Origin of the sequence: Pseudomonas sp. 3-2 (genome assembly GCF_019710535.1) — a bacterium.
Taxonomy (GTDB): domain Bacteria; phylum Pseudomonadota; class Gammaproteobacteria; order Pseudomonadales; family Pseudomonadaceae; genus Aquipseudomonas; species Aquipseudomonas pharyngis.
This window is the reverse complement of the sequence record NZ_CP081200.1, coordinates 2,861,749-2,886,113: the sequence shown is the minus strand read 5'-3', so window position 1 is coordinate 2,886,113 and position 24,365 is coordinate 2,861,749. Positions and strand designations below refer to the sequence as shown.

19 protein-coding genes and 1 tRNA gene are annotated in these 24,365 nt (G+C 60.3%); 13 read left to right on the top strand and 7 right to left on the bottom strand.

What is annotated here, in order from left to right; all coding sequences use genetic code 11:
• Positions 1–22 precede the first annotated feature (22 nt).
• The 4 genes from K3819_RS12955 to K3819_RS12940 all read left to right on the top strand — a co-directional run bounded on the left by K3819_RS12955 (position 23) and on the right by K3819_RS12940 (position 4,876).
• The gene (locus K3819_RS12955) at positions 23–949 is read left to right on the top strand and encodes a 4-hydroxyproline epimerase (RefSeq protein ID WP_221399472.1); all 927 of its coding nucleotides are present in this window, start codon (positions 23–25) and stop codon (positions 947–949) included.
• Positions 950–1,003: 54 nt separating this feature from the next.
• Positions 1,004–1,951: a dihydrodipicolinate synthase family protein gene (locus K3819_RS12950; protein WP_221399471.1), complete on the top strand. Its 948-nt coding sequence runs from the start codon at positions 1,004–1,006 to the stop codon at positions 1,949–1,951.
• Between the two features lie 80 nt (positions 1,952–2,031).
• Positions 2,032–3,624, top strand: a complete 1,593-nt coding sequence (locus K3819_RS12945; protein ID WP_221399470.1) for an aldehyde dehydrogenase (NADP(+)) — start codon at positions 2,032–2,034, stop codon at positions 3,622–3,624.
• A complete protein-coding gene (locus tag K3819_RS12940; RefSeq protein ID WP_221399469.1) occupies positions 3,614–4,876 on the top strand; it encodes an FAD-binding oxidoreductase in 1,263 nt (420 codons plus the stop codon). The genes K3819_RS12945 and K3819_RS12940 overlap by 11 nt, the downstream gene beginning before the upstream one ends.
• 8 nt (positions 4,877–4,884) lie before the next feature.
• On the opposite strand, the gene K3819_RS12935 is transcribed toward K3819_RS12940, so the two are convergent.
• On the bottom strand, positions 4,885–6,060 hold the full coding sequence (locus tag K3819_RS12935; protein WP_221399468.1) for a XylR family transcriptional regulator: 1,176 nt from the start codon (positions 6,058–6,060) through the stop codon (positions 4,885–4,887).
• 188 nt (positions 6,061–6,248) lie between these two features.
• Here K3819_RS12935 and xylA point away from each other — a divergent pair, with 188 nt between their 5' ends.
• The 4 genes from xylA (at position 6,249) to K3819_RS12915 (ending at position 11,569) form a co-directional block, all read left to right on the top strand.
• The gene (gene xylA / locus K3819_RS12930) at positions 6,249–7,565 is read left to right on the top strand and encodes a xylose isomerase (RefSeq protein ID WP_221399467.1); all 1,317 of its coding nucleotides are present in this window, start codon (positions 6,249–6,251) and stop codon (positions 7,563–7,565) included.
• 142 nt (positions 7,566–7,707) lie between these two features.
• Positions 7,708–8,709: a D-xylose ABC transporter substrate-binding protein gene (gene xylF / locus K3819_RS12925; protein WP_064595737.1), complete on the top strand. Its 1,002-nt coding sequence runs from the start codon at positions 7,708–7,710 to the stop codon at positions 8,707–8,709.
• 166 nt (positions 8,710–8,875) lie between these two features.
• Positions 8,876–10,432, top strand: coding sequence for a D-xylose ABC transporter ATP-binding protein (gene xylG, locus K3819_RS12920; protein ID WP_221399466.1), 1,557 nt, complete (start codon positions 8,876–8,878; stop codon positions 10,430–10,432).
• The gene (locus K3819_RS12915; protein ID WP_221399465.1) at positions 10,433–11,569 is read left to right on the top strand and encodes a sugar ABC transporter permease; all 1,137 of its coding nucleotides are present in this window, start codon (positions 10,433–10,435) and stop codon (positions 11,567–11,569) included.
• Between the two features lie 77 nt (positions 11,570–11,646).
• Here the strand turns inward: K3819_RS12915 and K3819_RS12910 are convergent, their stop codons facing one another.
• The 3 genes from K3819_RS12910 to K3819_RS12900 form a co-directional block, all read right to left on the bottom strand.
• Positions 11,647–13,923, bottom strand: a complete 2,277-nt coding sequence (locus tag K3819_RS12910) for a hypothetical protein (protein WP_085611905.1) — start codon at positions 13,921–13,923, stop codon at positions 11,647–11,649.
• A 24-nt stretch (positions 13,924–13,947) separates the two neighbouring features.
• A tRNA-Arg gene (locus tag K3819_RS12905) sits at positions 13,948–14,022 on the bottom strand.
• Between the two features lie 107 nt (positions 14,023–14,129).
• Entirely contained in the window at positions 14,130–15,011 is an 882-nt protein-coding gene (locus K3819_RS12900; RefSeq protein WP_085611906.1) for a LysR family transcriptional regulator, read from the bottom strand.
• A 126-nt stretch (positions 15,012–15,137) separates the two neighbouring features.
• Between K3819_RS12900 and K3819_RS12895 the strand changes: the two genes are divergently transcribed.
• Positions 15,138–16,127, top strand: a complete 990-nt coding sequence (locus K3819_RS12895) for a zinc-dependent alcohol dehydrogenase family protein (RefSeq protein WP_221399464.1) — start codon at positions 15,138–15,140, stop codon at positions 16,125–16,127.
• A gap of 88 nt (positions 16,128–16,215) precedes the next feature.
• Here K3819_RS12895 and ycaC read toward each other — a convergent pair whose 3' ends face one another.
• Positions 16,216–16,848: an isochorismate family cysteine hydrolase YcaC gene (gene ycaC, locus K3819_RS12890; protein ID WP_007958138.1), complete on the bottom strand. Its 633-nt coding sequence runs from the start codon at positions 16,846–16,848 to the stop codon at positions 16,216–16,218.
• A gap of 219 nt (positions 16,849–17,067) precedes the next feature.
• Here ycaC and K3819_RS12885 point away from each other — a divergent pair, with 219 nt between their 5' ends.
• The 4 genes from K3819_RS12885 (at position 17,068) to K3819_RS12870 (ending at position 20,943) form a co-directional block, all read left to right on the top strand.
• Positions 17,068–18,669 carry a sensor domain-containing diguanylate cyclase gene (locus K3819_RS12885; RefSeq protein ID WP_085611937.1) on the top strand — a complete coding sequence of 534 codons (1,602 nt, stop codon included), beginning with the start codon at positions 17,068–17,070 and terminating at the stop codon, positions 18,667–18,669.
• A gap of 600 nt (positions 18,670–19,269) precedes the next feature.
• Entirely contained in the window at positions 19,270–19,776 is a 507-nt protein-coding gene (gene msrA / locus K3819_RS12880; protein ID WP_221399463.1) for a peptide-methionine (S)-S-oxide reductase MsrA, read from the top strand.
• Between the two features lie 134 nt (positions 19,777–19,910).
• Positions 19,911–20,345 (top strand): DUF6130 family protein, encoded by a 435-nt coding sequence (locus K3819_RS12875; RefSeq protein WP_221399462.1) that lies wholly within the window; start codon positions 19,911–19,913, stop codon positions 20,343–20,345.
• A 25-nt stretch (positions 20,346–20,370) separates the two neighbouring features.
• On the top strand, positions 20,371–20,943 hold the full coding sequence (locus K3819_RS12870) for a DUF4157 domain-containing protein (RefSeq protein ID WP_409348340.1): 573 nt from the start codon (positions 20,371–20,373) through the stop codon (positions 20,941–20,943).
• Between the two features lie 59 nt (positions 20,944–21,002).
• Here the strand turns inward: K3819_RS12870 and gabP are convergent, their stop codons facing one another.
• Both gabP and K3819_RS12860 read right to left on the bottom strand, forming a co-directional pair.
• Positions 21,003–22,409 carry a GABA permease gene (gene gabP, locus K3819_RS12865; protein ID WP_221399461.1) on the bottom strand — a complete coding sequence of 469 codons (1,407 nt, stop codon included), beginning with the start codon at positions 22,407–22,409 and terminating at the stop codon, positions 21,003–21,005.
• 328 nt (positions 22,410–22,737) lie between these two features.
• Positions 22,738–23,952, bottom strand: a complete 1,215-nt coding sequence (locus tag K3819_RS12860; RefSeq protein WP_221399460.1) for an aldose 1-epimerase family protein — start codon at positions 23,950–23,952, stop codon at positions 22,738–22,740.
• Positions 23,953–24,365: the final 413 nt, after the last annotated feature.

Below are 24,365 nucleotides of genomic sequence, written 5' to 3'. Positions count from 1 at the left end.
AATCACTCAACGGGACCTGTCCATGAAACGAGTACACGTCATTGATTCCCATACCGGCGGCGAACCCACGCGTCTGGTGATGAAAGGTTTTCCCGACCTGCCCGGGCGCACCATGGCCGAGAAACGCGACGCCCTGCGCAATCAGCATGACCAGTGGCGCCGCGCCTGCCTGCTGGAACCGCGTGGCAACGATGTGCTGGTGGGCGCGCTGTATTGCGAGCCGGTGTCGCCGGACGCCACCTGCGGGGTGATTTTCTTCAACAATGCCGGTTACCTCGGCATGTGCGGCCACGGCACCATCGGCCTCGTTGCATCGTTGCAGCACCTGGGGCTGATCGCACCGGGGGTGCACAAGATCGACACGCCGGTCGGCCCGGTCAGCGCCACGCTGCATGAAGACGGCGCCGTGACCCTGGGCAACGTGCCCGCCTATCGCTCACGCAAACAGGTGGCGGTGGAAGTGCCGGGATACGGCCGCTTCCTCGGTGACGTCGCCTACGGCGGCAACTGGTTTTTCCTGGTCTCCGAACACGGCCAGACGCTGACGCTGGACAACGTCGACACCCTGACCGACCTCACCTGGAAAATGCTCAAGGCCCTCGAAGACCAGGGCATCCACGGCGAGGACGGCGCGGTCATCGACCACATCGAACTGTTCGCCGATGACGCCGAGGCCGACAGCCGCAACTTCGTCATGTGCCCCGGCAAAGCCTACGACCGCTCCCCTTGCGGCACCGGCACCAGCGCCAAACTGGCATGCCTGGCCGCCGACGAAAAACTCGCGCCCGGCGAGCGCTGGGTGCAGGCGAGCATCACCGGCAGCCAGTTCGAAGGCCGCTTTGAATGGGAAGGCGATCGCATCCGCCCCTACATCACCGGCCGCGCCCACATGACCGCCGACAGCACGCTGCTGATCGACGAAACCGATCCGTTCGCGTGGGGCATCTGAGCCGCTGCGCTGCACTTCAAACCCCTCTGAATGACCGTTCCAAGGAGAACAATAATGAGCGACAACATCTTCACCGGCTGCATGCCCGCCCTGATGACCCCGTGCACCGCCGCGCGCAAACCGGACTTCGATGCGCTGGTGGCCAAGGGTCGCGAACTGATCGACATCGGCATGAGCGCCGTCGTGTATTGCGGCTCCATGGGTGACTGGCCGCTGCTCACCGAAGCCGAGCGTCAGGAAGGCGTGGCGCGGCTGGTGGCCGCCGGGATTCCGACCATCGTCGGCACCGGCGCGGTCAACACCCGTGAAGCAGTGTCCCACGCTGCACACGCGGCGAAAGTCGGCGCGCAGGGCTTGATGGTGATTCCTCGGGTGCTGTCCCGTGGCGCTTCGGCGGCGGCGCAAAAAGCCCACTTCGCGGCGATTCTGCAAGCCGCGCCGAACCTGCCGGCGGTGATCTACAACAGCCCTTACTACGGCTTCGCCACCCGCGCCGATCTGTTCTTCGAGCTGCGACGTGAATACCCGAACCTGATCGGTTTCAAGGAATTCGGCGGTGGCGCCGATCTGCGCTACGCCGCTGAAAACATCACCTCCAAGGATGATGACGTGACCTTGATGGTCGGTGTCGACACCCAGGTCGTGCACGGCTTCGTCAACTGCAACGCCACCGGCGCCATCACCGGCATCGGCAACGCCCTGCCCCGCGAAGTGCTGCAACTGGTGGCCCTGAGCAAGCAGGCCGCCAAGGGTGACGCCAGGGCGCGGCGCCAGGCCCGTGAACTGGAATCGGCGCTGGCGGTGCTGTCGTCCTTCGACGAAGGCCCGGATCTGGTGCTGTATTACAAACACCTGATGGTGCTCAACGGCGACAAGGAATACACCCTGCATTTCAACGAAACCGATGCCCTCAGCGACTCACAGCGTCGTTACGCAGAAGCCCAGTACGCGCTGTTCCGTCACTGGTACGAAAACTGGTCGGCGGAGCAAAACTTCGCCTGACCTGCCGCTGCGCTCAAGCCCGCCGCCACCCACGGCGGCGGGCCTTATTCGTGACCTGCTTTATTGATAAGGAATGCGCCATGACCCTGACGGGCCAACTGCTGATCGGTCAGCAAACCCTCACCGGCGACCGCGACGTCATCCACGGGATCAACCCCGCCACCAACGCGCCTTTGCAACCGGCCTACGCCGGCGGCTCTGCCGAGCATGTCGAGCAGGCCTGCGCACTGGCCTGGGCGGCGCTCGACCGTTATCGCGAGACATCGCTCGAGGCACGGGCCAAGTTCATTGAAACCATCGCGAGCGAAATCGAAGCCCTCGGCGACGAACTGATCGACCGCGCCCTGGCCGAAACCGGCCTGCCGCGCCCGCGCCTGCTGGGCGAGCGGGGCCGCACCTGTCAGCAACTGCGCTTGTTTGCCCACACCGTGCGGGCCGGTGAATGGCTGGATGTGCGAGTCGACACCGCGCAACCGCAACGCCAGCCAATGCCGCGTTCGGATCTGCGGCAGCGCCAGATTCCATTGGGGCCGGTGGCCGTGTTTGGTGCGAGCAACTTCCCTCTGGCGTTCTCGGTGGCCGGTGGCGATACCGCTTCGGCGCTGGCTGCTGGCTGCCCGGTGATCGTCAAGGCCCACGGCGCCCATCCCGGTACCAGCGAACTGGTTGGCCGTGCCGTTGCGCGGGCGGTCAAGGCCTGTGATTTGCCGGAAGGTGTGTTCTCGTTGTTGTACGGCTCCGGTCGTGAAGTGGGGATCGCGCTGGTCAGCGATCCACGGATCAAGGCCGTCGGCTTCACCGGTTCGCGCAGTGGCGGCCTCGCGCTGATCAAAGCGGCCCAAGCCCGGCCCGAGCCGATTCCGGTATACGCTGAAATGAGTTCGATCAACCCGGTGTTGCTGTTTCCAGTGGCGCTGCAAAATCGCGCCGAGGCGTTGGCCCAAGGGTTTGTGGCTTCGCTGACACTGGGCGCCGGTCAGTTCTGCACCAATCCCGGCTTAGTGCTCGCCCGTAAGGGGCCGGCGTTGGACGCCTTTATTGCCGCCACCAGCGAACTGATCCAGCGCAGCCCCGCGCAGACCATGCTGACGCCGGGAATTTTCAACGCCTACGAATCCAGCGTGAATGCCCTCGCGGAAAACCACCGAGCGCGTATTGCCGCCGTCGGCCAGCAAGCAACGGACCCGAATCAGGGCCAGGCTCATGTGTTCGTCACCGACGCCGCCGACTTTCTCGCCGACCACACCTTGCAGGCCGAAGCGTTCGGCGCCGCGTCCTTGATCGTGCAATGCGCCAGCGACGCTGAAATCCGTCAGGTGCTCGAACAGCTGGAAGGCCAACTGACCGCCACGCTGCACTTGGATGACGAGGATCTGCAACAGGCCCGCGCCTTGCTGCCGACCCTGGAGCGCAAGGCCGGACGCCTGTTGGTCAACGGCTGGCCGACCGGCGTTGAAGTCTGCGACGCGATGGTGCACGGCGGGCCGTTCCCGGCGACTTCCGATTCACGCACTACGTCGGTGGGCACGGCGGCGATCCTGCGTTTCCTGCGCCCGGTCTGCTATCAGGATTTTCCCGACAGCTTGCTGCCGATCGCGCTCAAACACGCCAATCCACTGTCGCTGCGTCGCTTGCTCGATGGCCAAAGGGAAACCGCGAAAAATGCCGAATAACCCGCACGACATCGCCGTGGTCGGCGCCGGCATCATCGGCGTCGCGAGTGCCCTGCGCCTTGCCCGTCAGGGTTTGCGGGTGGTGGTGATCGACCCGCAGGAACCGGGCCACGGCGCCTCGTTCGGCAACGCCGGGCACCTGGCGACCGAGCAAGTGTTCCCGATTGCCGACAGCTCGATCCTCAAACGCCTGCCGGCCATGCTCATGGACCCGATGGGGCCACTGCGCCTGGACTGGAAATACCTGCCCCGCGCCCTGCCCTGGTTTGCGCGGCTGTTGCTGAACCTGCGCTCGGCACCGTTCCAGCGCACCGTTGCCGGGTTGCGGGCGCTGAATGAAAGCTCGCTCGACGCCTGGCACCGCTTGCTCAACGACATTCAGCGCCCCGAGCTGTTGAAGATGGAAGGTTCGCTGCTGGTGTTCGAACGCCCCGACTCACGCCCGGCACTCGAAGCACTGCAGCGACGCATGCAACAGCAACAAGTGCCAGTCGATTGGTGGCAGGCCGGAGCGGTACGCGAGACCGCGCCGCAACTCAGCGAACAGATTCAGGGCGGACTGTTTTTCCCGAACACCGGGCATTTCATCGACCCCTACCGCGTCGTGCGTGAGTTGGTGGAAGCGGCGAAAGCCAGCGGCGTGCAGTTTGTGAAGCAGGCGGTTCAGGGCGGAAAACTGCACGAGCATGGCGTCAATCTGATGACCGGAAGCGGCACCCTGTCCGCTCGCCAGGTACTGATCGCCTGCGGCGCCCACTCGGCAAAACTCACCGCTGCACTGACCGGCAAAAAAGTCCCGCTGGACACCGAGCGCGGCTACCACCTCATGCTGCCTCACGAACATAACCGACTGCCCTTCCCCGTCACCTCGCTGGAACGCAAATTCATCATGACCCCGATGTCCGAAGGGCTGCGCCTGGCCGGCACCGTCGAATTCGCCGGCCTCGAAGCCCCACCCACCATGGCCCGCGCCTGGCAGTTGCATCGGTTGAGCAAGGGTTTGTTTCGTGATGAGTTGAGTGTCGAAGCAGCCACACCGTGGATGGGGTTTCGGCCGTCGCTGCCGGACTCGCTGCCGGTGATCGATCGGGTGTGTGACGGGAGGGTGTTGCTTGCGTTCGGGCATCAGCATCTGGGGCTGACGCAGGCGGCGGTGACGGCGGAGATGGTTGAAGAGATGGTTTCACCATCGGCGCAGGACACGGCGCGCATTCTGCCGGTGCGCGAGCCCTATCGACTGGATCGCTTTTGAGTGGCCGTCTATCGGGCGCCCTGCTGGTATTCACGGGGCGTACACCCGAACTCTCGGCGAAACACCGTGTGCAGGTACTGAGCGGATTTGAAACCGCACGTGCGGGCAACGTCCGCAATCGCCGTGTCGGTTTTTTCCAGCCCGCGGGTGGCCGCCGCCAGTTTGAAACGCAGAATCTCGTCATGCACGCTGCAGCCCCGCACCGCACGAAAATGCGACTCCAGCGAGGAACGCGACACGCCGACATAAGCCGCCACTTGCGCGGTCTTGATGCCCTGGCAGGCATATTGGCGGATGAACAGCAGCGCCTGCATCACGTAGGGGTTGCCCAACGGTTGATGCAGGCTCGACACCTGGACATTGATCGCTTCAGGCGGGATCAGGACATGCGCGCCCGTTGACGGCTTGCCGTGCAACATCTGGTGCAGCAGTTGCGCGGCGGTGCGGCCCATGGTTTCGGTGCCCTGGATCACCGAACTCAGGGGAACCCGGGTCAGGCTGCGGGTCAGCGGGTCATTGTCGATGCCGATCAGCGCCACCTGCTCTGGCACGGCGATGCCGGCGGTCAGGCAGGCTTGCAGCAACTGCCGGGCGCGAGCGTCACTGACCGCGATGATGCCAATGGGTTTGGGCAGGCTTTGCAGCCAGGCGATCAACTGTTCGACGGCGCTGTCCCACAGCGGTGCACTAGTGCCCATGCCGCGATAGACCTCGGCGTGCAAGCCGTCCCGTTGCATCAATCGTAGAAAGGCTTTTTCGCGCTCCTGAGCCCAACGATTGGCCTGCGCTTCGGGCAGGCTGAAGCAGGCGAACCGTTGCAGCCCGGCCTCGACCAAGTGCTCATAAGCCATGGTGATCAGCGCGTTATTGTCGGTGGCGACGTACGGGATCCCTTTCGGATAGGCCCGCTCATCCTGATAAGAACCACCTACCGCCACCACGGGCAGCTTGATATCGGCCAGCGCCTCGCCAATCAGCGGATCGTCGAAGTCGGCGATGATCCCGTCACCTTGCCAACGCTCGATGCCCTTCAAGCGGCAGAGAAAATCCTCCTCCAGGAACAGATCCCAAGACGCGCGCGTGCTGCTCAGGTAGTTGCCGATGCCGCTGATGATGCCGCGGTCATAGATCTTGCTCCCGTTGAACAACAGGGCGATGCGGTGAACAGGCGGTAGGGTTTTCATTGTTTTCAGGCTTGTTCCGGGCCCCTTGCCGTAGAGGCGGTCTGCACAGACTAGGCGCGCAGAGGGCGAATCTCAATACGCAAAATCGCACTGCGTGTTGGTGATTTTCGCAATCGGCAGGCACAGGGCCGTTGCTAGTATCGGGACACGCCCAAGAACAACAACCAAGAACAACAAGGACATTGCCAATGCCGTACTTCCCCGATGTCGACCGGATTCGCTACGAAGGTCCTGCCAGCGATTCTCCCCTTGCCTTCCGTCACTACGACGCCGACAAAATCATCCTCGGCAAGCCCATGCGCGAACACCTGCGCATGGCCGCCTGTTATTGGCACACCTTTGTCTGGCCGGGCTCCGACGTGTTCGGCGCCGGGACGTTCAAGCGCCCGTGGCAACACGCCGGTGACCCGATGGAGCTGGCCATTGGCAAGGCGCAGGCCGCGTTCGAATTTTTCTCCAAGCTGGGTATCGACTACTACTGCTTTCACGACACGGATGTCGCCCCCGAAGGCCACTCGCTGAAGGAGTACCGCAACCACTTCGCCCAAATGATCGATCACCTGGAACGCCATCAGGAAGAAAGCGGAATCAAGCTGCTGTGGGGCACCGCCAACTGCTTCAGCAATCCGCGCTTTGCCGCCGGCGCCGCCAGCAACCCGGATCCTGAAGTGTTCGCCTGCGCCGCGGCCCAGGTCTTCAGCGCCATGAACGCGACTCAACGCCTCAAGGGCTCCAACTATGTGTTGTGGGGCGGTCGCGAAGGTTATGAAACTCTGCTTAATACAGACTTGAAACGTGAGCGCGAACAACTGGGCCGCTTCATGCGCATGGTGGTCGAGCACAAGTACAAGATCGGTTTCAAAGGCGACCTGCTGATCGAACCCAAACCGCAGGAGCCGACCAAGCACCAGTACGATTACGACAGCGCCACGGTGTTCGGTTTTCTCCAGCAGTTCGGTCTGGAAAAGGAAATCAAGGTCAACATCGAGGCCAACCACGCGACCCTGGCCGGTCATAGTTTTCATCACGAGGTGGCGACGGCCGTCTCGCTGGGGATTTTCGGCAGCATCGACGCCAACCGGGGCGATCCGCAAAACGGCTGGGACACCGATCAATTCCCCAATAGCGTCGAGGAGATGACCCTGGTCACCTATGAAATCCTCAAGGCCGGCGGCTTCGGCAATGGCGGGTTCAACTTCGACTCCAAGGTACGCCGCCAGAGCCTCGACGAGGTCGATCTGTTTCACGGCCACGTCGGCGCCATGGACGTCCTCGCCCTGTCGCTCGAGCGGGCCGCCGCCATGGTCCAGAACGACCAGCTGCAACGGCTCAAGGACCAACGCTATGCCGGCTGGCAGCAGCCCTTCGGCCAGTCGGTGCTGGCGGGTGAGTTCAATCTTCAATCCCTGGCCGAGCACGCCTTCGCCAACGAACTGAACCCGCAGGCCGTCAGCGGCCGGCAGGAAATGCTCGAGAACGTCGTCAACCGGTTTATCTATCGCTGATCGCCAATGAGGACTGCGGACGCTGTGACATTTGCGCGACAAATCTGTAGTCCGTTTCGCCTGCTGATTCTCTACAGTTCCACCAGCCCGATATTCATCGTCAGGCCGTGTCTTTCAAACAAAAATAAAAGGACGCACCACCATGAAGAACGTAAAACGCACGCTGCTGGCCAGCGCCCTGGCGCTGTTGTCGTTACCGGTTATGGCCGATGCTGCCCATCCGAAAATCGGTTTCTCCATTGATGATCTGCGGCTGGAACGCTGGTCCCGTGACCGGGATTACTTCGTCGCAGCGGCGGAAAAAATGGATGCCAAGGTCTTCGTGCAGTCGGCCGATGCCAACGAGCAGAAGCAGATTTCGCAAATCGAAAACCTGATTTCCCGTGGCGTCGATGTCATCGTCATCGTGCCATTCAACGCCACCGTGCTGACCAATGCCGTGGCCGAGGCGAAGAAAGCCGGCATCAAGGTCGTGTCCTATGACCGTCTGATACTCAACGCCGATATCGACGCCTACATTTCCTTCGATAACGAAAAGGTCGGCGAGATGCAGGCCAGCGGCGTGCTGCATGCAGCGCCCAAGGGCAATTACTTCCTGCTGGGTGGTGCGCCCACCGACAACAACGCGAAAGTCCTGCGCGAAGGTCAGATGAAGGTACTGCAACCGGCCATCGACAAGGGTGATATCAAGATCGTCGGCCAGCAATGGGTGAAGGAATGGAACCCGACCGAAGCGCTGAGCATTGTTGAGAACGCCCTGACCCGCAACGACAACAAAATCGACGGCATTGTCGCCTCCAACGACGCCACGGCGGGCGGCGCCATTCAGGCCCTGGCCGCTCAGCAACTGGCCGGCAAGGTGCCGATCTCCGGACAGGACGCGGACCTGGCAGCGGTCAAGCGGGTCATCGCCGGCACGCAAACCATGACGGTGTACAAGCCGCTGAAACTGATTGCCTCCGAAGCCGCCAAACTCTCGGTGCAACTGGCGCGTAACGAGAAACCTGTCTACAGCTCGCAGTACGATAATGGCAGCAAAAAAGTCGACACCATCCTGCTCACCCCGACCCCGTTGACCAAGGACAACATCGACCTGCTGGAACAGGACGGCTTCTACACCAAGGCGCAGATCGCTGGACAGTAACCAAGGCATCAATCCCTGGTTATGCGAAAACCCTTGTGGGAGCGAGCCTGCTCGCGAAGACGGTGGTTCAGCCTGCATCACGATTGGATGTGCTGACGCCTTCGCGAGCAGGCTCGCTCCCACAAAGATCAGTGCCATGTGAGTCTTTGCTATGCGAGCCCTCTCCATGTCCGACTATCTGCTGCAAATGAACGGCATCGTCAAAACTTTCGGCGGTGTCAAAGCGCTCAATGGCATCGACCTCAAGGTCCGGCCGGGTGAGTGCGTCGGGCTGTGCGGCGAGAATGGCGCCGGCAAGTCCACGCTGATGAAAATCCTGTCTGCGGTTTATCCCCATGGCACCTGGGACGGTGAAATCCTCTGGGACGGTCAACCGCTCAAGGCGCAATCGATCAGCGAAACGGAAGCCGCCGGCATCGTCATCATTCACCAGGAGCTGACGCTGGTTCCCGACCTCTCGGTAGCCGAAAACATTTTCATGGGCCATGAGCTGACGCTGCCGGGTGGGCGGATGAATTACCCGGCGATGATCCACCGCGCCGAAGCCCTGATGCGTGAACTGAAAGTGCCGGACATGAACGTTTCGCTGCCGGTTTCGCAGTACGGTGGCGGTTATCAGCAACTGGTGGAAATCGCCAAGGCCCTGAACAAACAGGCGCGCCTGCTGATCCTCGATGAACCTTCGTCGGCCCTGACCCGTTCGGAAATCGAGGTGCTGCTGGACATCATGCGCGACCTCAAGGCCAAGGGCGTCGCCTGCGTTTACATCTCGCACAAGCTCGATGAAGTGGCCGCCGTGTGTGACACCATTTCGGTGATCCGCGACGGTCAACACATCGCCACGACCGCCATGGAGAACATGGATATTCCACAGATCATCACTCAGATGGTCGGCCGGGAAATGAGCAACCTCTACCCCACCGAACCCCACGACATCGGCGAGGTGATTTTCGAGGCGCGCCACATCACCTGCTACGACGTCGACAACCCCAAACGCAAACGGGTCGACGACGTTTCCTTCAGCCTCAAACGCGGGGAAATCCTCGGCATCGCCGGGCTGGTCGGTGCCGGCCGCACGGAGCTGGTGACCGCGCTGTTCGGCGCCTACCCCGGTCGCCACGAAGGCGAAGTCTGGCTGGACGGCCAACTCATCGACACCTGCACGCCGCTCAAATCAATCCGCGCCGGCGTGTGCCTGGTGCCCGAGGACCGCAAGCGTCAGGGCATCATTCCCGACCTGGGTGTCGGCCAGAACATCACCCTGGCCGTGCTGGACAGTTTCTCGAAACTGACCCGCATCGACGCCGAAGCCGAACTGGGCAGCATCGATCGGGAAATTTCCCGCCTGCACCTCAAAACCGCGAGCCCGTTCCTGCCGATCACCAGCCTGTCCGGGGGCAATCAACAAAAAGCCGTGTTGGCGAAGATGCTGCTGACCCGGCCCCGGGTGCTGATTCTCGACGAGCCGACCCGAGGGGTGGACGTCGGCGCCAAGTACGAGATCTACAAATTGATGGGGATGCTGGCCGCCGAAGGCGTGTCGATCATCATGGTGTCTTCGGAACTGGCCGAGGTGCTCGGCGTTTCCGACCGCGTCCTGGTCATCGGCGAAGGCCGGTTGCAGGGCGATTTCATCAACCATGAACTCACCCAGGAACAGGTGCTCGCCGCCGCACTCAGCCAGCCTGACAGCCATAACAATAAAGATCGGAAATCCGCTTAAATGAATCAGGTCAAACAACTTTTCACCCGCTACAAGATGCTCGCACTGGTGTTTGCCGTGGCGTTGATCTGGCTGTTCTTCAGCTGGCAGACCAAGGGCGGATTCCTGACACCACGCAACCTCTCCAACTTGCTGCGCCAGATGTCGATTACCGGGATTCTCGCTTGCGGCATGGTGCTGGTGATCATCAGCGGCGAGATCGATCTGTCGGTCGGCTCATTGCTGGGCCTGCTCGGTGGCGTGGCAGCCATTCTCGATGTCGTCTATCACATACCGCTGCTGGCGAATCTCAGTCTTGTGGTGGTGTGCGGATTGCTGATCGGCCTCGCCAACGGCTACATGGCGGCCTACCTGCGCATTCCGTCGTTCATCGTGGGGCTGGGGGGCATGCTGGCTTTTCGGGGGATTTTGCTGGGAATAACCGGCGGCACGACCATTGCGCCGGTGTCGCCGGAACTCGTCTACATTGGCCAGGGTTATCTGCCACATGCGATCGGCGCGGGTCTGGGCGTCCTGCTGTTCGCACTGACGTTGTTCCTGACCTGGAAACAACGGCGCAATCGCGCCCTTCACGGTCTGGCAGCACATTCATTGGTGCGTGACGTGGCACGCGTGTTGTTGATCGGCGCGGTGCTGGCCGGTTTCGTCCAGACCCTCAACAGCTATGACGGCATTCCCGTGCCGGTCCTGCTTCTGCTGATCCTGCTGGGCGGCTTCAGCTACGTTACCAGCCAGACCGTGTTTGGCCGACGCGTGTATTCGGTGGGCAGCAACATGGAAGCGACGCGCCTGTCCGGTATCAATGTGCAGGCCGTGAAGCTCTGGATCTTCGGGATCATGGGCGTGATGTGCGCCCTCGCCGGCGTGGTCAACACCGCGCGCCTGGCCGCCGGCTCACCCTCGGCCGGCAGCATGGGCGAACTCGACGCCATCGCCGCCTGCTTCATCGGCGGCACCTCGATGCGCGGCGGTTCCGGCACAGTCTACGGCGCCCTCCTCGGCGCCCTGGTCATCACCAGCCTGGACAACGGCATGTCCATGCTCGACGTCGACAGCTACTGGCAGATGATCGTCAAGGGCAGCATTCTGGTGTTGGCTGTCTGGGTGGATGTGAGTACGCGGACTGGGCGGCGTTGAAATGAAGGCATCTCTGAGAATGCAAAAAGCCTGCTTTTGAAGGCAGGCTTTTCGTTACGCCTGGAGCTTTCCGATATCTAGGAAGGCATCAGCCAGTGCCGTTCAGTGGTCCACCCGAGAAAAACCTTACTTCCCTCACGCTCTTGGTGAGCCGAAGTCAACCGACACCCAGATACCGCCATGCGCAACCCGATCATGGCGGGAAGAAATCGCCCCTGAAATGCGCTGGGTTGAGCCTCGAAATGCACTTCAATGTTTCCAAGCACAGTTTCCAGCCGGGACTGATCCAGCATCGACAGGTAAAACATCATCTGGCGCCACGCATACGCTGTGTTCTTCAACATGACCAGACGCGCGTGGTAGAGCTTGATCTGCATCTGCTGCCGACTGCATATCCATTTGAAACATGCCTCGGCCATTGAGCCCAAACGATCATGTAACAGCGTCTTCAGGTCCAGATCATCAAACAGGATTGCCAGATTTTGCGTGGTCAATATTTGTTGCTGTTCGATGATCGTGCCGTTGTTCGCTGGACTCCATCTACCGATGTCGGCATTCGCCCGCCGCGCGCACAAACCAGCCAGCACACCACTGTTGTTTCGTGAATCCCGCTGCTTGGGTAGTGCAGCCAACTCATCCATATCGATATCGTAATAGCGTGCGTAAAGAGACCCGTCCATCAACCGGACTGAACGCTTGGCAGCCTTTACGAACTTGCCGGAGAAAGCGCCCATGAAAATATCAGCCGCGATTTCCTCTACGAAGGGAAGATCCAGCTTGGCCGATTCGGCAAGCGAAGAAAATTCCTGAAGCAACTTGTTGGGCAGAATGGCCTGAGGAAATGCGGTAAGGGTCAACGCGGACGCTTCGACCAAAGCCTGCCTGGCACCTTCAACCGCAAGAGCACCCGCCTCGTATTCGGTTTCCAAGGCTTTCACCCAAGGCAAGTCATCGATTTTCACCTGACGCTGCATGTTCAGCAGCAATAGAGAGCGTCGACGCCTGAACGCACGATAGGTAGCGACAGACAATGCCCGCAATGCTACGTCTCGATATCCGGCGCTACAGATTTGCGCCGTCATCGCCGGCAGCACTTTTGCCACTGTATCTGCGGATGTAATGACCCTATGTTCAATCAACTCTGCAACCGTTCCCTTTCGGCAACGTTCGAGGCGTCGACGAATCGAAGGAGGAATGGTCTCTCCCACCTTCAACGAGTAAGCCTTAGCCTCTTCGTCGGTAATGGGCGTCAGTAACGGGGCGAAATCAGAGATGCCTTCCGAGACTGGATATCTCGCCAGTCGCACGGAAGCAGCCTTGGCAATCAGATGGTGTGCCGAAGCTGATACGTGATGACGCTGCTGTGCGCGCTTGCTGGAATGATCTTCGGACTCAGGGTGTCCATGCTTGGCTACAAAGTCATCGACGATTCTGCGAATTCGCCCAACCTGGCGCCCCGTTAGCGATGCAGGATCGATAGAGCATTGCTTGAGCAATGCCAGCAACTCCGTCACTCGATCACTGGAATTATCCGTACGACGGGGATCAGCTTCAGTGGCGTTATCAAACTCTTTACCAAGCACCGAAGCACGCTCGAACCACCCTTCAGGGTAATGCCGGCAAGGCCAACCATCGTTGTACGTCAGCAGGAATAGCGAGACCGCCGCGTCGTAGAGAGGCAACCTGCGTTCAACAACATGCTTTTGAACGGCAAGACGAGGCTGGGGTGAGAGAACGGACAGGCGCAGGCTGATTTGGCCAGCATTGAAAACTTCAACTTCAGCCATCGAGAGCGGGCGCTCGTTGGCTGCCGCGGGAAAGAAACGCACTCGTTCGAAGAAAGGCGCGATCTGCTCGATCAACGTCCTGGCTTCTTCGACGCGTTGCTGCCCCAGAAACCAGGCCACTGTCAGCAACGCGGCCTCTTCCGGTACATCGATCCGATAGTCTTCGTTCGTCAATCGCTCTTGCAGCGTTCTGACGCCTTCGTCTGAAAGATGCCACCTATTCAAATCGAGTCGTTCGTAACCCGCTCTAATGCCGGGAATCGATGACGCCAACAGGCGCTCATGAGCGGTCAGCTCGCCACCGGCCAGAAGGTTGCCCGTTGCAAAGCCGCCAGTGGCCACTTCCAGCGTGATCCATTCTGGCAGGTCGGCAAACGGTGTTCGCGAGCCATACAGTGCACGGCCATGCATCAGGTTTTCGAGAACCTTTTGCCAGCGTTCGATCCGGGCAAGTGCTTTCGGACTGGCGTCGTTGTCGCGTGCAGTGAGCGCGCGAGACAGTTGAAAGTGCGCATAACCGGCGTTTATTCCGCCGAGCGCACCCGATTCATCCTCAGGCCTGGACATACTTCCTTGTGACCTACTATGTAGTGGGTCCGGGGGCTGGATTCGAACCAGCGCCCACCCGGTTAGGAGCCGAGTGTTCTACCGCTGAACTACCCCGGAACAGAGCGCGCATTGTCGATGAGTCGCGAAAGTATGTGAAGCACGGATTCAGGGATTTTGTTGCGACAAATCTCTGATCGTTAAGCCTTCATCACTCAATGCAGCGCTTATCCAAACGCTACGCGCACAAAATCGATAAAGCTCCTCAGTTTGGGTGTCAGCCGCCGATCCGGCGCATACAACAGATTCATCGGCGAAACCGGCACCCTGTACTGCGGCAGTAGAGTCACCAGCGTGCCGCTTCGCAGCGAATCCTTGACCAGTTCCAGCGGCAGCATCACCACCCCCAGCCCCGCAACCGCCCCGGACAGTAACGGATCGCCCTGATTAATCGTCAATCGGCTTTTAATCGGCACGTCGATACAGCCTTCCGGACCTTCGAATCGCAGGTGTGAGCGGCCGTCGGAATAGGCGAACGCCAGGCATTCATGTTCCTGAAGATCCCAAGGCGTGGTGATGGGTGGGCGGCGTGCAAGGTAGGACGGCGCTGCGCACAGCACCATTTGATAGGGCATCAGGGGCAGTGCCTTCAGGCCACAGTCGGCTAGTTCGCCGATGCGGAACACCGCGTCGTATCCGCCGTCCACCAGGTCGACCAGTTCATTCGACAGCGTCAGGTCCACCGACACTTGCGGATAACGAACCATGTACTCAAGCAGCTTCGGCGACAGCGAACTGACGCCGAACGTGACGGGCGCATTGATCCGCAACCGGCCACTGGGCACGCCCCGGGTCACGGCGGCCATTTCTTCAGCGGCGTCCATGTCGGCCAGAATCAGTTTCGCCCGCTGATAGAACGTGCGGCCGAAATCCGTGAGGCTCTGCTTGCGGGTGGTGCGGTTGAGCAGCGAAACGCCCAGATGCTGCTCGAGCATTTTCACTTGCTTGCCGACCATTTGCGGGGACAGGTTGAGTTCGTCCGCCACCGCGCTGAAGGAACCCAGCTCCACCGCTTTGACGAAAGTGGCCATGAGTGTGAGGCGATCCATTGGAAACTCATTGTTTCTAGTGTTGCGCCATCCTAGGCCTTTATCCGGAGCAGGCCAAAGCCTAAATTGGCGTCCATGGCACCGGATCACGTCGGTGCAATTTCATCGATAACCGAGGAAGTACAGATGGCACGCATTGTCAGGATTCATGAATACGGTGACGCGAGCGTCCTGAAACTGGAAAACGTCGACGTCCCGTCCCCCGCTGCGGACGAAGTGCAGATCGAGGTCAAAGCCTTTGGCCTGAATCGCGCCGAAGTGATGTTCCGCAACCACGCCTATTTACAGGAAGCGGAGTTCCCCAGCCGTCTCGGCTACGAAGCCGCCGGTGTGGTGGTCGCGGTTGGCGTCAACGTCAGTGAATTCAACATCGGTGATGCCGTCAGCCTGATTCCGCCGCTGGACATCGCGCGCTGGGGCACTTACGGCGAACTGGCCAACGTGCCCGCCCACCTCACTGTCAAGCACCCGCAGAACCTGACGTTTGAACAAGCGGCGGCGTCCTGGATGCAATACGTCACCGCGTGGGGTGCGCTGGTCGAACAGGCCAGATTGCAAAAGGACGATTTCGTGATCGTCACCGCCGCCTCCAGCAGCGTCGGCCTGGCAGCTTTCCAGATCGCGAAAATGGTCGGCGCCACCTCGATTGCCGTCACCCGCACCCGCGCCAAGAAACAGGCTTTGCTCGACACCGGCGCCGCGCACGTGATCGTCAGCGATGAAGAAGACATGGTTGCAGCCGTCATGGCGCTGACCGACGGCAAAGGCGCGCGGGTGGTGTTCGATCCGGTGGGCGGCCCGTCGTTCGAACCGCTGACCCAAAGCATGGCGCGTGGCGGCATCCTGCTGGAGTACGGCGCATTGAGCCCTGAGCCGACGCCGTTCCCGCTGTTCACCGTGTTGGGAAAATGCCTGACCCTCAAGGGTTACCTCTACTCGGAGGTCGTCTCCGACCCGGCCACCCTGGCACGCGCCAAGACTTTCATCGGCGACGGGCTGGCGTCAGGTGCGCTACAACCGATCATTGCCAGGACATTCGCCCTGGATGACATTCAGGAAGCGCATCGCTTTCTTGAGGCCAATCAGCAGGTCGGGAAGATTGTCGTCACGGTTTGAGGTGACGAGTCCCCTGCTCTTCTCTTTGCGGTAGAAACGACGAAAGCCTGCTTTGAAAAAAGCAGGCTTTCGTCTATCCGGCATCCGGTTATTTCTGATGCGCCGTCAGTGCGGCATAGCCGTTCATCAAGTTGCGGTAGTTCGGAATGCGCTGGGACAGCAGGTTGCCCAGGCCTTCGATGTCGTTGCGCCAGTCGCGGTGCAGTTCGCAGGCGACGGAGAACCAGTTCATCATCTGCGCGCCGGCCTGGGTCATGCGATTCCATGCGGCTTGTTGCACGGTGGTGTTGAAGGTGCCGGAGGCGTCGGTCACCACGAACACGTCAAACCCTTCCGCCAGCGCCGACAGGGTCGGGAACGCCACGCACACATCGGTCACGACACCGGCAATGATGATCTGCTTGCGGCCGGTAGCCTTGATCGCCTTGACGAAGTCTTCGTTGTCCCAGGCGTTGATCTGGCCTGGACGGGCGATGTATGGCGCGTCCGGGAACATTTCCTTGAGTTCCGGCACCAGTGGGCCGTTCGGGCCTTGTTCGAAACTGGTGGTGAGGATGGTCGGCAATTCGAAGAATTTCGCCAGATCGGCCAGCGCCAGCACGTTGTTCTTGAACTCGTTTGGCGAGAAATCCTGAACCAGAGAAATCAGGCCGGTCTGGTGGTCGACCAGCAGAACTACGGCGTCGTCTTTGTTCAGGCGGTTGTAGGTTGGAGTGCTCATGTGTGAATCCCTTTTTAGTTGTGGAAGTTCGTTTGCGTTCAAGATGGGCACAGATTACTGACTCGCCTGAAAGCGATAAATCGTCTGAAAAGCGTTTCACCGTCAACTCAAAACGGACAATTCGTTCAAACTGCCGAGCAGATCACACAGCCAGCCCGACCTTCCCCCCGATCCTTGTCATACTGTTCACTCGCTCACAACGACAGCCAGGGAATGTTGATGCCCGGACGCAACACGCAAGCGCCCACCCCAGATGAAACACCGCGCGCGCCTCGCCAAGGCGTGAAGGCCGGCTCGACCTTTCGCCTGACCGTCAGTTTCATGCTGATGGTGGTCGTGGCTTTTTTGACCGTCGAGAGCTGGAGGACGTGGCGCGATTACCGTTCGGTGTTTGCCTCTGCGCGCGATTCGGTGACCAACCTCGCCCGTGCCACGGCGCAACACGCCGAGGACACCATCCGCCAGGTCGATGTGCTGACCGCCGGGCTGGCCGAGCGGGTTGAAGGCGATGGGCTGCAGAACCTGGATGTGGCACGGATTCACAAGCTGCTCATCCAGCAGTCGAAAATCATGCCGCAGCTGCATGGCCTGTTCATCTACGGCCCGGACGGCCAGTGGATCGTGACCGACAAGGAGGTCACGCCCGAAACCGCCAACAACGCCGACCGCGATTATTTCCAGTACCACCGCACCCATGAAGACCGGCACGTGCGCATCGGTCAGGTGGTGGAAAGCCGTTCCACCCACGACCTGATCATTCCGATCTCGCGGCGTTTGAACAACCCCGACGGCTCGTTCGCCGGCGTGTTGCTCGGGACAGTCAAGGTCAGCTATTTCGTCGACTACTACGGTGACTTCCGCATCGATGACAAAGGCGCGCTGGTGCTGGCGATGCGCGACGGCACGATCCTCGTGCGCCGGCCGTTCATTGCCTCCGTGGTCGGCAAAAGCCTGGCGAACAGCGAGATCTTCAAGACTTACCTGCCCAACGCCAACCAGGGCATTGTCCAGATCCGGGCGGTGGTCGACGACACCGAACGCCTTTACGGCTATCGCGCCCTGACCACCTACCCGCTGGTGGTCGAGGCCGGTTTGTCCCGTGACTCCATCATCGCGCCGTGGCGCCAGGACCTGCTGAAAAACGGCTTCGTGCTGGTGTTCCTGATTCTGGTCCTGGCCTGTTTCGGGCTCATCGTTCTGAGCCAGTTGCGTCAGCGGATGGCGATGGAACGGGAGATCCGCTCCGCGCACAAGACCATGCGCGACATGGCGCTGACCGACAGCCTCACAGGCCTCGGCAATCGCCGTCGTCTGGACGCGGCGCTGACGGACGAGATTCGCCTGGCCCGGCGTCAGGGTTCGCCGCTGTCGTTGATCATGCTCGATGTCGACTACTTCAAGCGCTACAACGACCAGTACGGTCACGCTGCCGGCGACGACTGCCTGATCGCGGTCGGCGACGGCATCCGCAAAGCGGTCAAGCGGCCTTCCGACCTGGCCGTGCGCTACGGCGGCGAAGAGTTCACCGTGCTGCTGCCCAACACCGACAACGCCGGGGCGATTCAGGTGGCTGAAGACATTCTGCAGACCATTCGCTCGCTGGAGCTTGAACATGCCGGGCATCCGCTGGGGTATGTCACTGCGAGTGCGGGGATCACCACCCGCTATCCGGTTGACGATGCGGTGACCCCGGTTACTTTGCTCAAATCCGCCGATACTTGTCTGTATCAGGCCAAGCAGCAAGGGCGGAATCGCTGGTGCTCGGCGCAGGCATCCCGGCAAATCCAGCCGATTGCGGCGATGCCGCGGACGGATCGCTGAGAGCAACTACCACCCGCCAATTCCAGCGTCCTTCAAGTACATAAGCAGCGTCCTACAGCAGCCGTCCCTCACGCCTGATTACGTGGGCACCCTCGCCTTCGATACCGTCTGCTGCCTGATCCGGACAGAACACAGACGATGCGAAGAAAAGGCGTCTTTCCACTAGACCACCCATAAGATCGATTCAAGCAACGAAGACACGAGAGGTGTCCATGAAACACAAGAAGCCAAAAGCTCAACCAGCGCTTGCTTCCAGACTTCGTGCCGAAGAGCCCGGTTTGCCCATCAGGGTTTCCGCTAGTCAGCGGCATTTTTTGAAAGTAGCCGCAACGTGTGGCAAAGAAATGGAGCCTGATGGTTGGCTCGCCGGTGGCAGAACCTGAATCCCGCTTTGAAAAAACCGCCTGATTGGCGGTTTTTTTTCGCTTCAATATTGGCGCGCCCCGCGCCGGGCGCTCCAAAGACAGTGACGCGAAGCAAAAGCAGGAGAATTCCGAAAGCCCGCGCTTCATGATTTATTTACCGACTCAACCTTGGAATCGGCCCACACTCCCTCATATCAAGGAACATCTGCGACCCATTCGAGAGGAAGGACATGCCATGACTACTCAAACCGAAACTGCGATTCTCGCCGGCGGCTGCTTCTGGGGCATGCAGGATCTGTTGCGCCGCTACCCCGGCGTGCTACAGACGCGGGTCGGTTATTCCGGCGGCGATGTGCCGAACGCCACTTACCGCAATCATGGCAACCACGCCGAGGCCATCGAAATCGTCTTCGACCCCGCCGTGATCAGCTATCGGCAGATCCTTGAGTTCTTCTTCCAGATTCACGATCCGAGCACGCCCAACCGCCAGGGCAACGACCTCGGTCCGAGCTATCGTTCGGCGATCTATTACCTGAACGAGCAGCAACGCGATATCGCCGAAGACACTGCGGCCGATGTCGACGCGTCAGGCCTGTGGCCAGGCCGGGTGGTAACCGAAATTGAACCGGCGGGGCCGTTCTGGGAAGCGGAACCGGAGCATCAGGATTACCTCGAGCGCATTCCGAACGGCTACACCTGCCACTTCATTCGCCCGAACTGGAAACTGCCGAAACGCGGTTGAGGTGCAGCGGGGTCGGTGCGCAACGCGGTGTTCGTCGCGTTGTGCCTGATCCCTTTCTTCGCCAGACATGTAATACGTAGACAACCTCCCAGCTTGATCTAGCCTTGAAGGACATCACGCGGGAGTAGAACACCATGCCCCTCGTTCCCGGAAACCTGCTCGTCCTGCTGACCCTTGTCTGCATGGCAGCGCAGGCTCAGGACGCAGATCCGCTTCAGCCGCCGGCCATCCTTCCCCTGCCATCCGAATCGGCGCCGCAACTCATCGCCTACCCGCCGCTCCCCGAGCCGCTCGCGCGCGGCGTTGTCATCATCCAGTACCGAACCGAACACGCCCGGATCATGCCGGTGTTTGGCAAAACGGCAGCGGATGTGTCACCTCGTCTCGGTCACCTGCATGTCACGGTCGACGACTGGAAAGGCACGTGGGCGCACACCAGTGAAGATCCGATCATCCTGGTGGGGCTGACACCGGGCACACACAAGGTTCTGCTTGAAGTGGCGGACCCGACTCACCGGATTCTCACCCGTGCGACAGTGGATTTTGTCGTACCCGAGAAAACGCCCTGAAGAGGCCATACATCGAATAGCGCCCATGCCCTCCACGCTCATCAGCTTCGTCATCTGGCTTGCCCTTGTAACGCCGGCCCAGGCTGCCCCATGCCCCGCCGGCGAAAAACAATTGTGTCTCGACAGCTGCATTTGCCTGCCGGACCCGGGGCGTCTGTCTGAAGACCTGTTCCTGATCGCGGTACCCGCTCTGGCGATGGGATTGACCCAAGCCCGCGCCGAAGCCGCCAGCACCGAGATCAAACCGATTCCCCCGCACATCCGGGAGCAACTGCTGCGCTGGTACGACCCCGGCGTCCTCGATGCCGTGCACTACAAAGTCACCAATGACGGCCAATACAACGCCGCCACGGCCATTCTGCAAAACCCGGATGTCGGCGCGGTGACGCTGATCGACATCATTCTGTTCCGCGACGCTGAGACCGCAGAGCAGAACGTGGCGCTCTGGGCGCACGAACTGAAGCATGTGCAGCAGTTTCAGCAATGGGGAGTCGAAGGGTTTGCTCAGCGGTATACGCAGGATTTCAATGCGGTCGAGGCTCCGGCCTATGCGATACAGGGCGAAGTCAGACGTTGGCTGCGAGCCGAAGCCCGGTGATCGGACATCCCCTGCGTCCATGCCGGGGCCAGCCCCACCGTTAAAGCACCAGAAAAAACCTAGGCCTCGCCCGCCGAAACCGTCGCCCTCGCCTGCCCATGCTGCCGCGTGGTCACCAGCCCGATAAAGGAAATCGCCAGCGCCAGGCCGATAGTGGACGTCACTTCCAGACGATGCTCGGGCGTCACCATCATCACCGCCAGCGCGGCGCAGATGAACGCGATTACCAGCCACGTCAGCCATGGAAACAGCCACATGCGAAACGTCAGCTCGACGTTCTGCCGACGCAACATCCGGCGCATGCGCAATTGCGAAATCGCGATCACCAGATACACCAGCAACGCAATCGCGCCGGAACTGGCGAGCAGAAACTGAAACAACCCGGCCGGCATGAAATAGCTGAACAGCGTCACCCCGGCACCGATCACGGTGCTGGCGATCACCGCCACCCTCGGCACGCCCGCCGCGGAGGTCACTTTCAGCGGTTGCGGAGCATCGCCACGACGACCCAGCGAGAACAGCATCCGCGAAGAAATGTAGATCGAGGAATTCATGCAACTGGCCACTGCGATCAGCACGACCACATCGACCAGGAATTTGGCGTTGGGAATGTTCATCAGCTCCAGCGCGCGCTGGTAAGAACCGACGGACGCCAGCAGCGGATCGTTCCACGGCACCACGGAAATCACCACGAAAATAGACAGCAAATAAAACACGCCGATGCGCCAGATCACCGAGCGCGTGGCCTTGGCGATGTTCTGCGCCGGGTTGCTCGATTCGGCTGCCGCGATGGTTACCGCCTCCGTCCCGATAAAACTGAACATGATGGTGATGAAGGCCCCGACCACCGCCGACAAACCATTGGGCGCAAACCCGCCGTGCTCTTCCATCAAGCGGCTCAACCCGCTGGCCTCACGTTCGGGAATCCAGCCCATCAACACCGCAAAACCCAGCCCGATAAACCCGATGATCGCCACCACTTTGGCCATCGCAAACCAGAACTCGAACTCACCGTACTTGGACACGCTGAACAGGTTGGTCACCACCAGCAAAATGATCGACAACAACGCGAACAACCACGCATCGACCTGGGGAAACCACTGATTCAAGACATGCCCGGCGGCCAGCGCTTCGATCGGAATGACCAGCACCCAGAACCACCAATACAACCAACCAATGGTGAACCCCGCCCAACGGCCGATGGCCTGATCGGCGTAGGTGGAAAACGATCCCGTGTCCGGATGGGCCACGGCCATTTCACCGAGCATGCGCATGACCAGCACAACCAGCAGGCCGGAAAACAGATAAGCGAGCAAGACGGCCGGGCCGGCGGCGGCAATGGCGTGGCCGGAGCCGACAAACAGCCCCGCACCGATGATGCCGGCAATGGAAAGCATGGTGACATGACGCGGCTTGAAGCCCTGCGCCAACTGACCGTTCGAGTCCTTCGAGTTCAGGCTATTCATTGTTTTTGTTGTTCTCTGGTGATCGACGTTTGGGCGTACTGACGACGTGTCAGGCGATCATCATTTCTTCCTCTTGCCCTGCTCCAGAGCGGCGCACCTCAAGCGCTGCAGCGTTACAAATCGGTCGGACGACGACGCAGGGCGATGAAATGATGCGTCACCTTACGTGCCCGGCGTTGATCGCAAATAGCCTGGGAACGGCATGGACGAGTCTGATTTCGACATGGTGAATGGCATTCGGGCCCGTTCGAGAGCGCCATCACAGAATAAAAAAGGGGGACTGATTTATTCAGGAAAAATAAATCAGCCCCCCTTTTTCTGGCCGGTGTCACCCCTTGGTCAGATCAACCAACGGCGCCTGTCGCACCTCGGTCTCCCGCCCGCCCTGAATGTCGCTCACCTGCTTCAAGGCCTTGTCCACCGCCGCCTTATCCGCCAACAAGCTGTAGCTGATGCGGAAGTTTTTGTGTTCCTTCGGCCCGATTGTCGGTACCAGGTTCAGTGGCCGCTGATAACGGCGGTTGTAGGAAAAACTCGTCCCCGGCTCCAGCCCGGTGACATAACCCTGGCCTTGGGTATCGGTGTTCTTCCACAGGGAAAACACCGGCAATGTCTGCGTATTGAAGCCAACCGAAACACCCAGGCTGCCGGCCTGGTTATGCAACACGGTCAACGTATCGCCCTTGGCATCGGCATACGGCACCACGTTGTAAACCGTTTCGTCGTAGTCCTTGGTCGGTGCGCGGTAGGTTTGCCATTCAGCCAAATCGCCCTTGGCCTTGTCGTTGAACGGCGACACCTGTTTCACCGGCGCGGCGAAACGAGCGCCTTGCTCGAGGAACGGGGTGCTGAAGTTGCTGTGGTACAGCGCCTGGTATTCCTTCGGATAGTCGCCGTTGTTGGTCAGGGTGTCGTTGAGGGCGAACACTACGCTGCCGGGCTCGGTGACCAGTTCGGTGGCGACGGAGAAGTCGACTTTCTTGAACGCCTGCTCTTTCAGCTCACCGCGCAGGGTGATGGCGTACGGTGGCGTTTCATCGATGTGCAAGGTGACTTTGTTCGCCGGAATGTTGGCGGCCCGACCGTGCAGGGTCAGCAGTTCGCCGTTGTCGACGCCGGGGTGGCCGACCCATTCGTATCCGCAGCGGGTCACCAGCTCGTTGAAGCCCTCCAGCCAGCCCAGACCACCGCGACCATTGAGTTCGATGAAGGACGGATTGACCACCTCCTTGACCGGCGAATCCCAACCCATGCGCACATTGCCGACCGAGGCCTGCAAGACGTTCATTCCCCGCGTCGGCACCACCGAGAGTTTCATCGTGCCGTTATCGATGTCGACAATGCTGACGCCCTCCTGCCGACCACCATGCAAGGTGCGCAGGCTGACGCTGAAGGGTTTGTCGGTTTTCACGCCGAGTTGCTGGCTGGTGATCTGCCAGTTCTGAGCGGCTTTGTCGGTGTCGAGCAGAACGTAATCCCAGGCCATGGCGTGGGAGGCAGCGGACAGTGCGCTGAGGGCAACAACGAGTTTGAGCGGGGTCATGGGAGCAGCCTTTCTTGGAGTTGTGCGGTTTTTATAAACCTGCTGAAACGTTTCATCAAGCTTAAAAAGCGACGCGCGCTGGTAGATGATGAGAAAGAATGGGTACGGACAGGAGAATTGAAATCGATGTGAACGTGTTATCCCGCAGACGGGAGTCCGCTTTTATTCAGGAGCGGCATGGGCGTCTGATTTCGACATGGCGAGGGCGGCGTGTTTAAGCGTTTTTCGAATGGTGTTTAGAAACGCCCGGCATTACTTCCCCACGGCTACAGCGTCTTGCGTCATTGCCTACGACTACGCCAGAATCCGCCGGCTTGTGCGTCTGGGGTGCGGGTTTTATCGTTTCCGGGTCACTGAAAAACAGTGATCGGGTTTGGTAGCCCGGATTACCTGTCGCATCGCAACACCAGATT

Bases quoted from the DNA above. Each gene is read 5' to 3' on its own strand.
- K3819_RS12955 (WP_221399472.1), top strand. From the start codon at position 23: ATGAAACGAGTACACGTCATTGATTCCCATACCGGCGGCGAACCCACG.
- K3819_RS12950 (WP_221399471.1), top strand. From the start codon at position 1,004: ATGAGCGACAACATCTTCACCGGCTGCATGCCCGCCCTGATGACCCCG.
- K3819_RS12945 (WP_221399470.1), top strand. From the start codon at position 2,032: ATGACCCTGACGGGCCAACTGCTGATCGGTCAGCAAACCCTCACCGGC.
- K3819_RS12940 (WP_221399469.1), top strand. From the start codon at position 3,614: ATGCCGAATAACCCGCACGACATCGCCGTGGTCGGCGCCGGCATCATC.
- K3819_RS12935 (WP_221399468.1), bottom strand. From the start codon at position 6,060: ATGAAAACCCTACCGCCTGTTCACCGCATCGCCCTGTTGTTCAACGGG.
- xylA (WP_221399467.1), top strand. From the start codon at position 6,249: ATGCCGTACTTCCCCGATGTCGACCGGATTCGCTACGAAGGTCCTGCC.
- xylF (WP_064595737.1), top strand. From the start codon at position 7,708: ATGAAGAACGTAAAACGCACGCTGCTGGCCAGCGCCCTGGCGCTGTTG.
- xylG (WP_221399466.1), top strand. From the start codon at position 8,876: ATGTCCGACTATCTGCTGCAAATGAACGGCATCGTCAAAACTTTCGGC.
- K3819_RS12915 (WP_221399465.1), top strand. From the start codon at position 10,433: ATGAATCAGGTCAAACAACTTTTCACCCGCTACAAGATGCTCGCACTG.
- K3819_RS12910 (WP_085611905.1), bottom strand. From the start codon at position 13,923: ATGTCCAGGCCTGAGGATGAATCGGGTGCGCTCGGCGGAATAAACGCC.
- K3819_RS12900 (WP_085611906.1), bottom strand. From the start codon at position 15,011: ATGGATCGCCTCACACTCATGGCCACTTTCGTCAAAGCGGTGGAGCTG.
- K3819_RS12895 (WP_221399464.1), top strand. From the start codon at position 15,138: ATGGCACGCATTGTCAGGATTCATGAATACGGTGACGCGAGCGTCCTG.
- ycaC (WP_007958138.1), bottom strand. From the start codon at position 16,848: ATGAGCACTCCAACCTACAACCGCCTGAACAAAGACGACGCCGTAGTT.
- K3819_RS12885 (WP_085611937.1), top strand. From the start codon at position 17,068: ATGCCCGGACGCAACACGCAAGCGCCCACCCCAGATGAAACACCGCGC.
- msrA (WP_221399463.1), top strand. From the start codon at position 19,270: ATGACTACTCAAACCGAAACTGCGATTCTCGCCGGCGGCTGCTTCTGG.
- K3819_RS12875 (WP_221399462.1), top strand. From the start codon at position 19,911: ATGCCCCTCGTTCCCGGAAACCTGCTCGTCCTGCTGACCCTTGTCTGC.
- K3819_RS12870 (WP_409348340.1), top strand. From the start codon at position 20,371: ATGCCCTCCACGCTCATCAGCTTCGTCATCTGGCTTGCCCTTGTAACG.
- gabP (WP_221399461.1), bottom strand. From the start codon at position 22,409: ATGAATAGCCTGAACTCGAAGGACTCGAACGGTCAGTTGGCGCAGGGC.
- K3819_RS12860 (WP_221399460.1), bottom strand. From the start codon at position 23,952: ATGACCCCGCTCAAACTCGTTGTTGCCCTCAGCGCACTGTCCGCTGCC.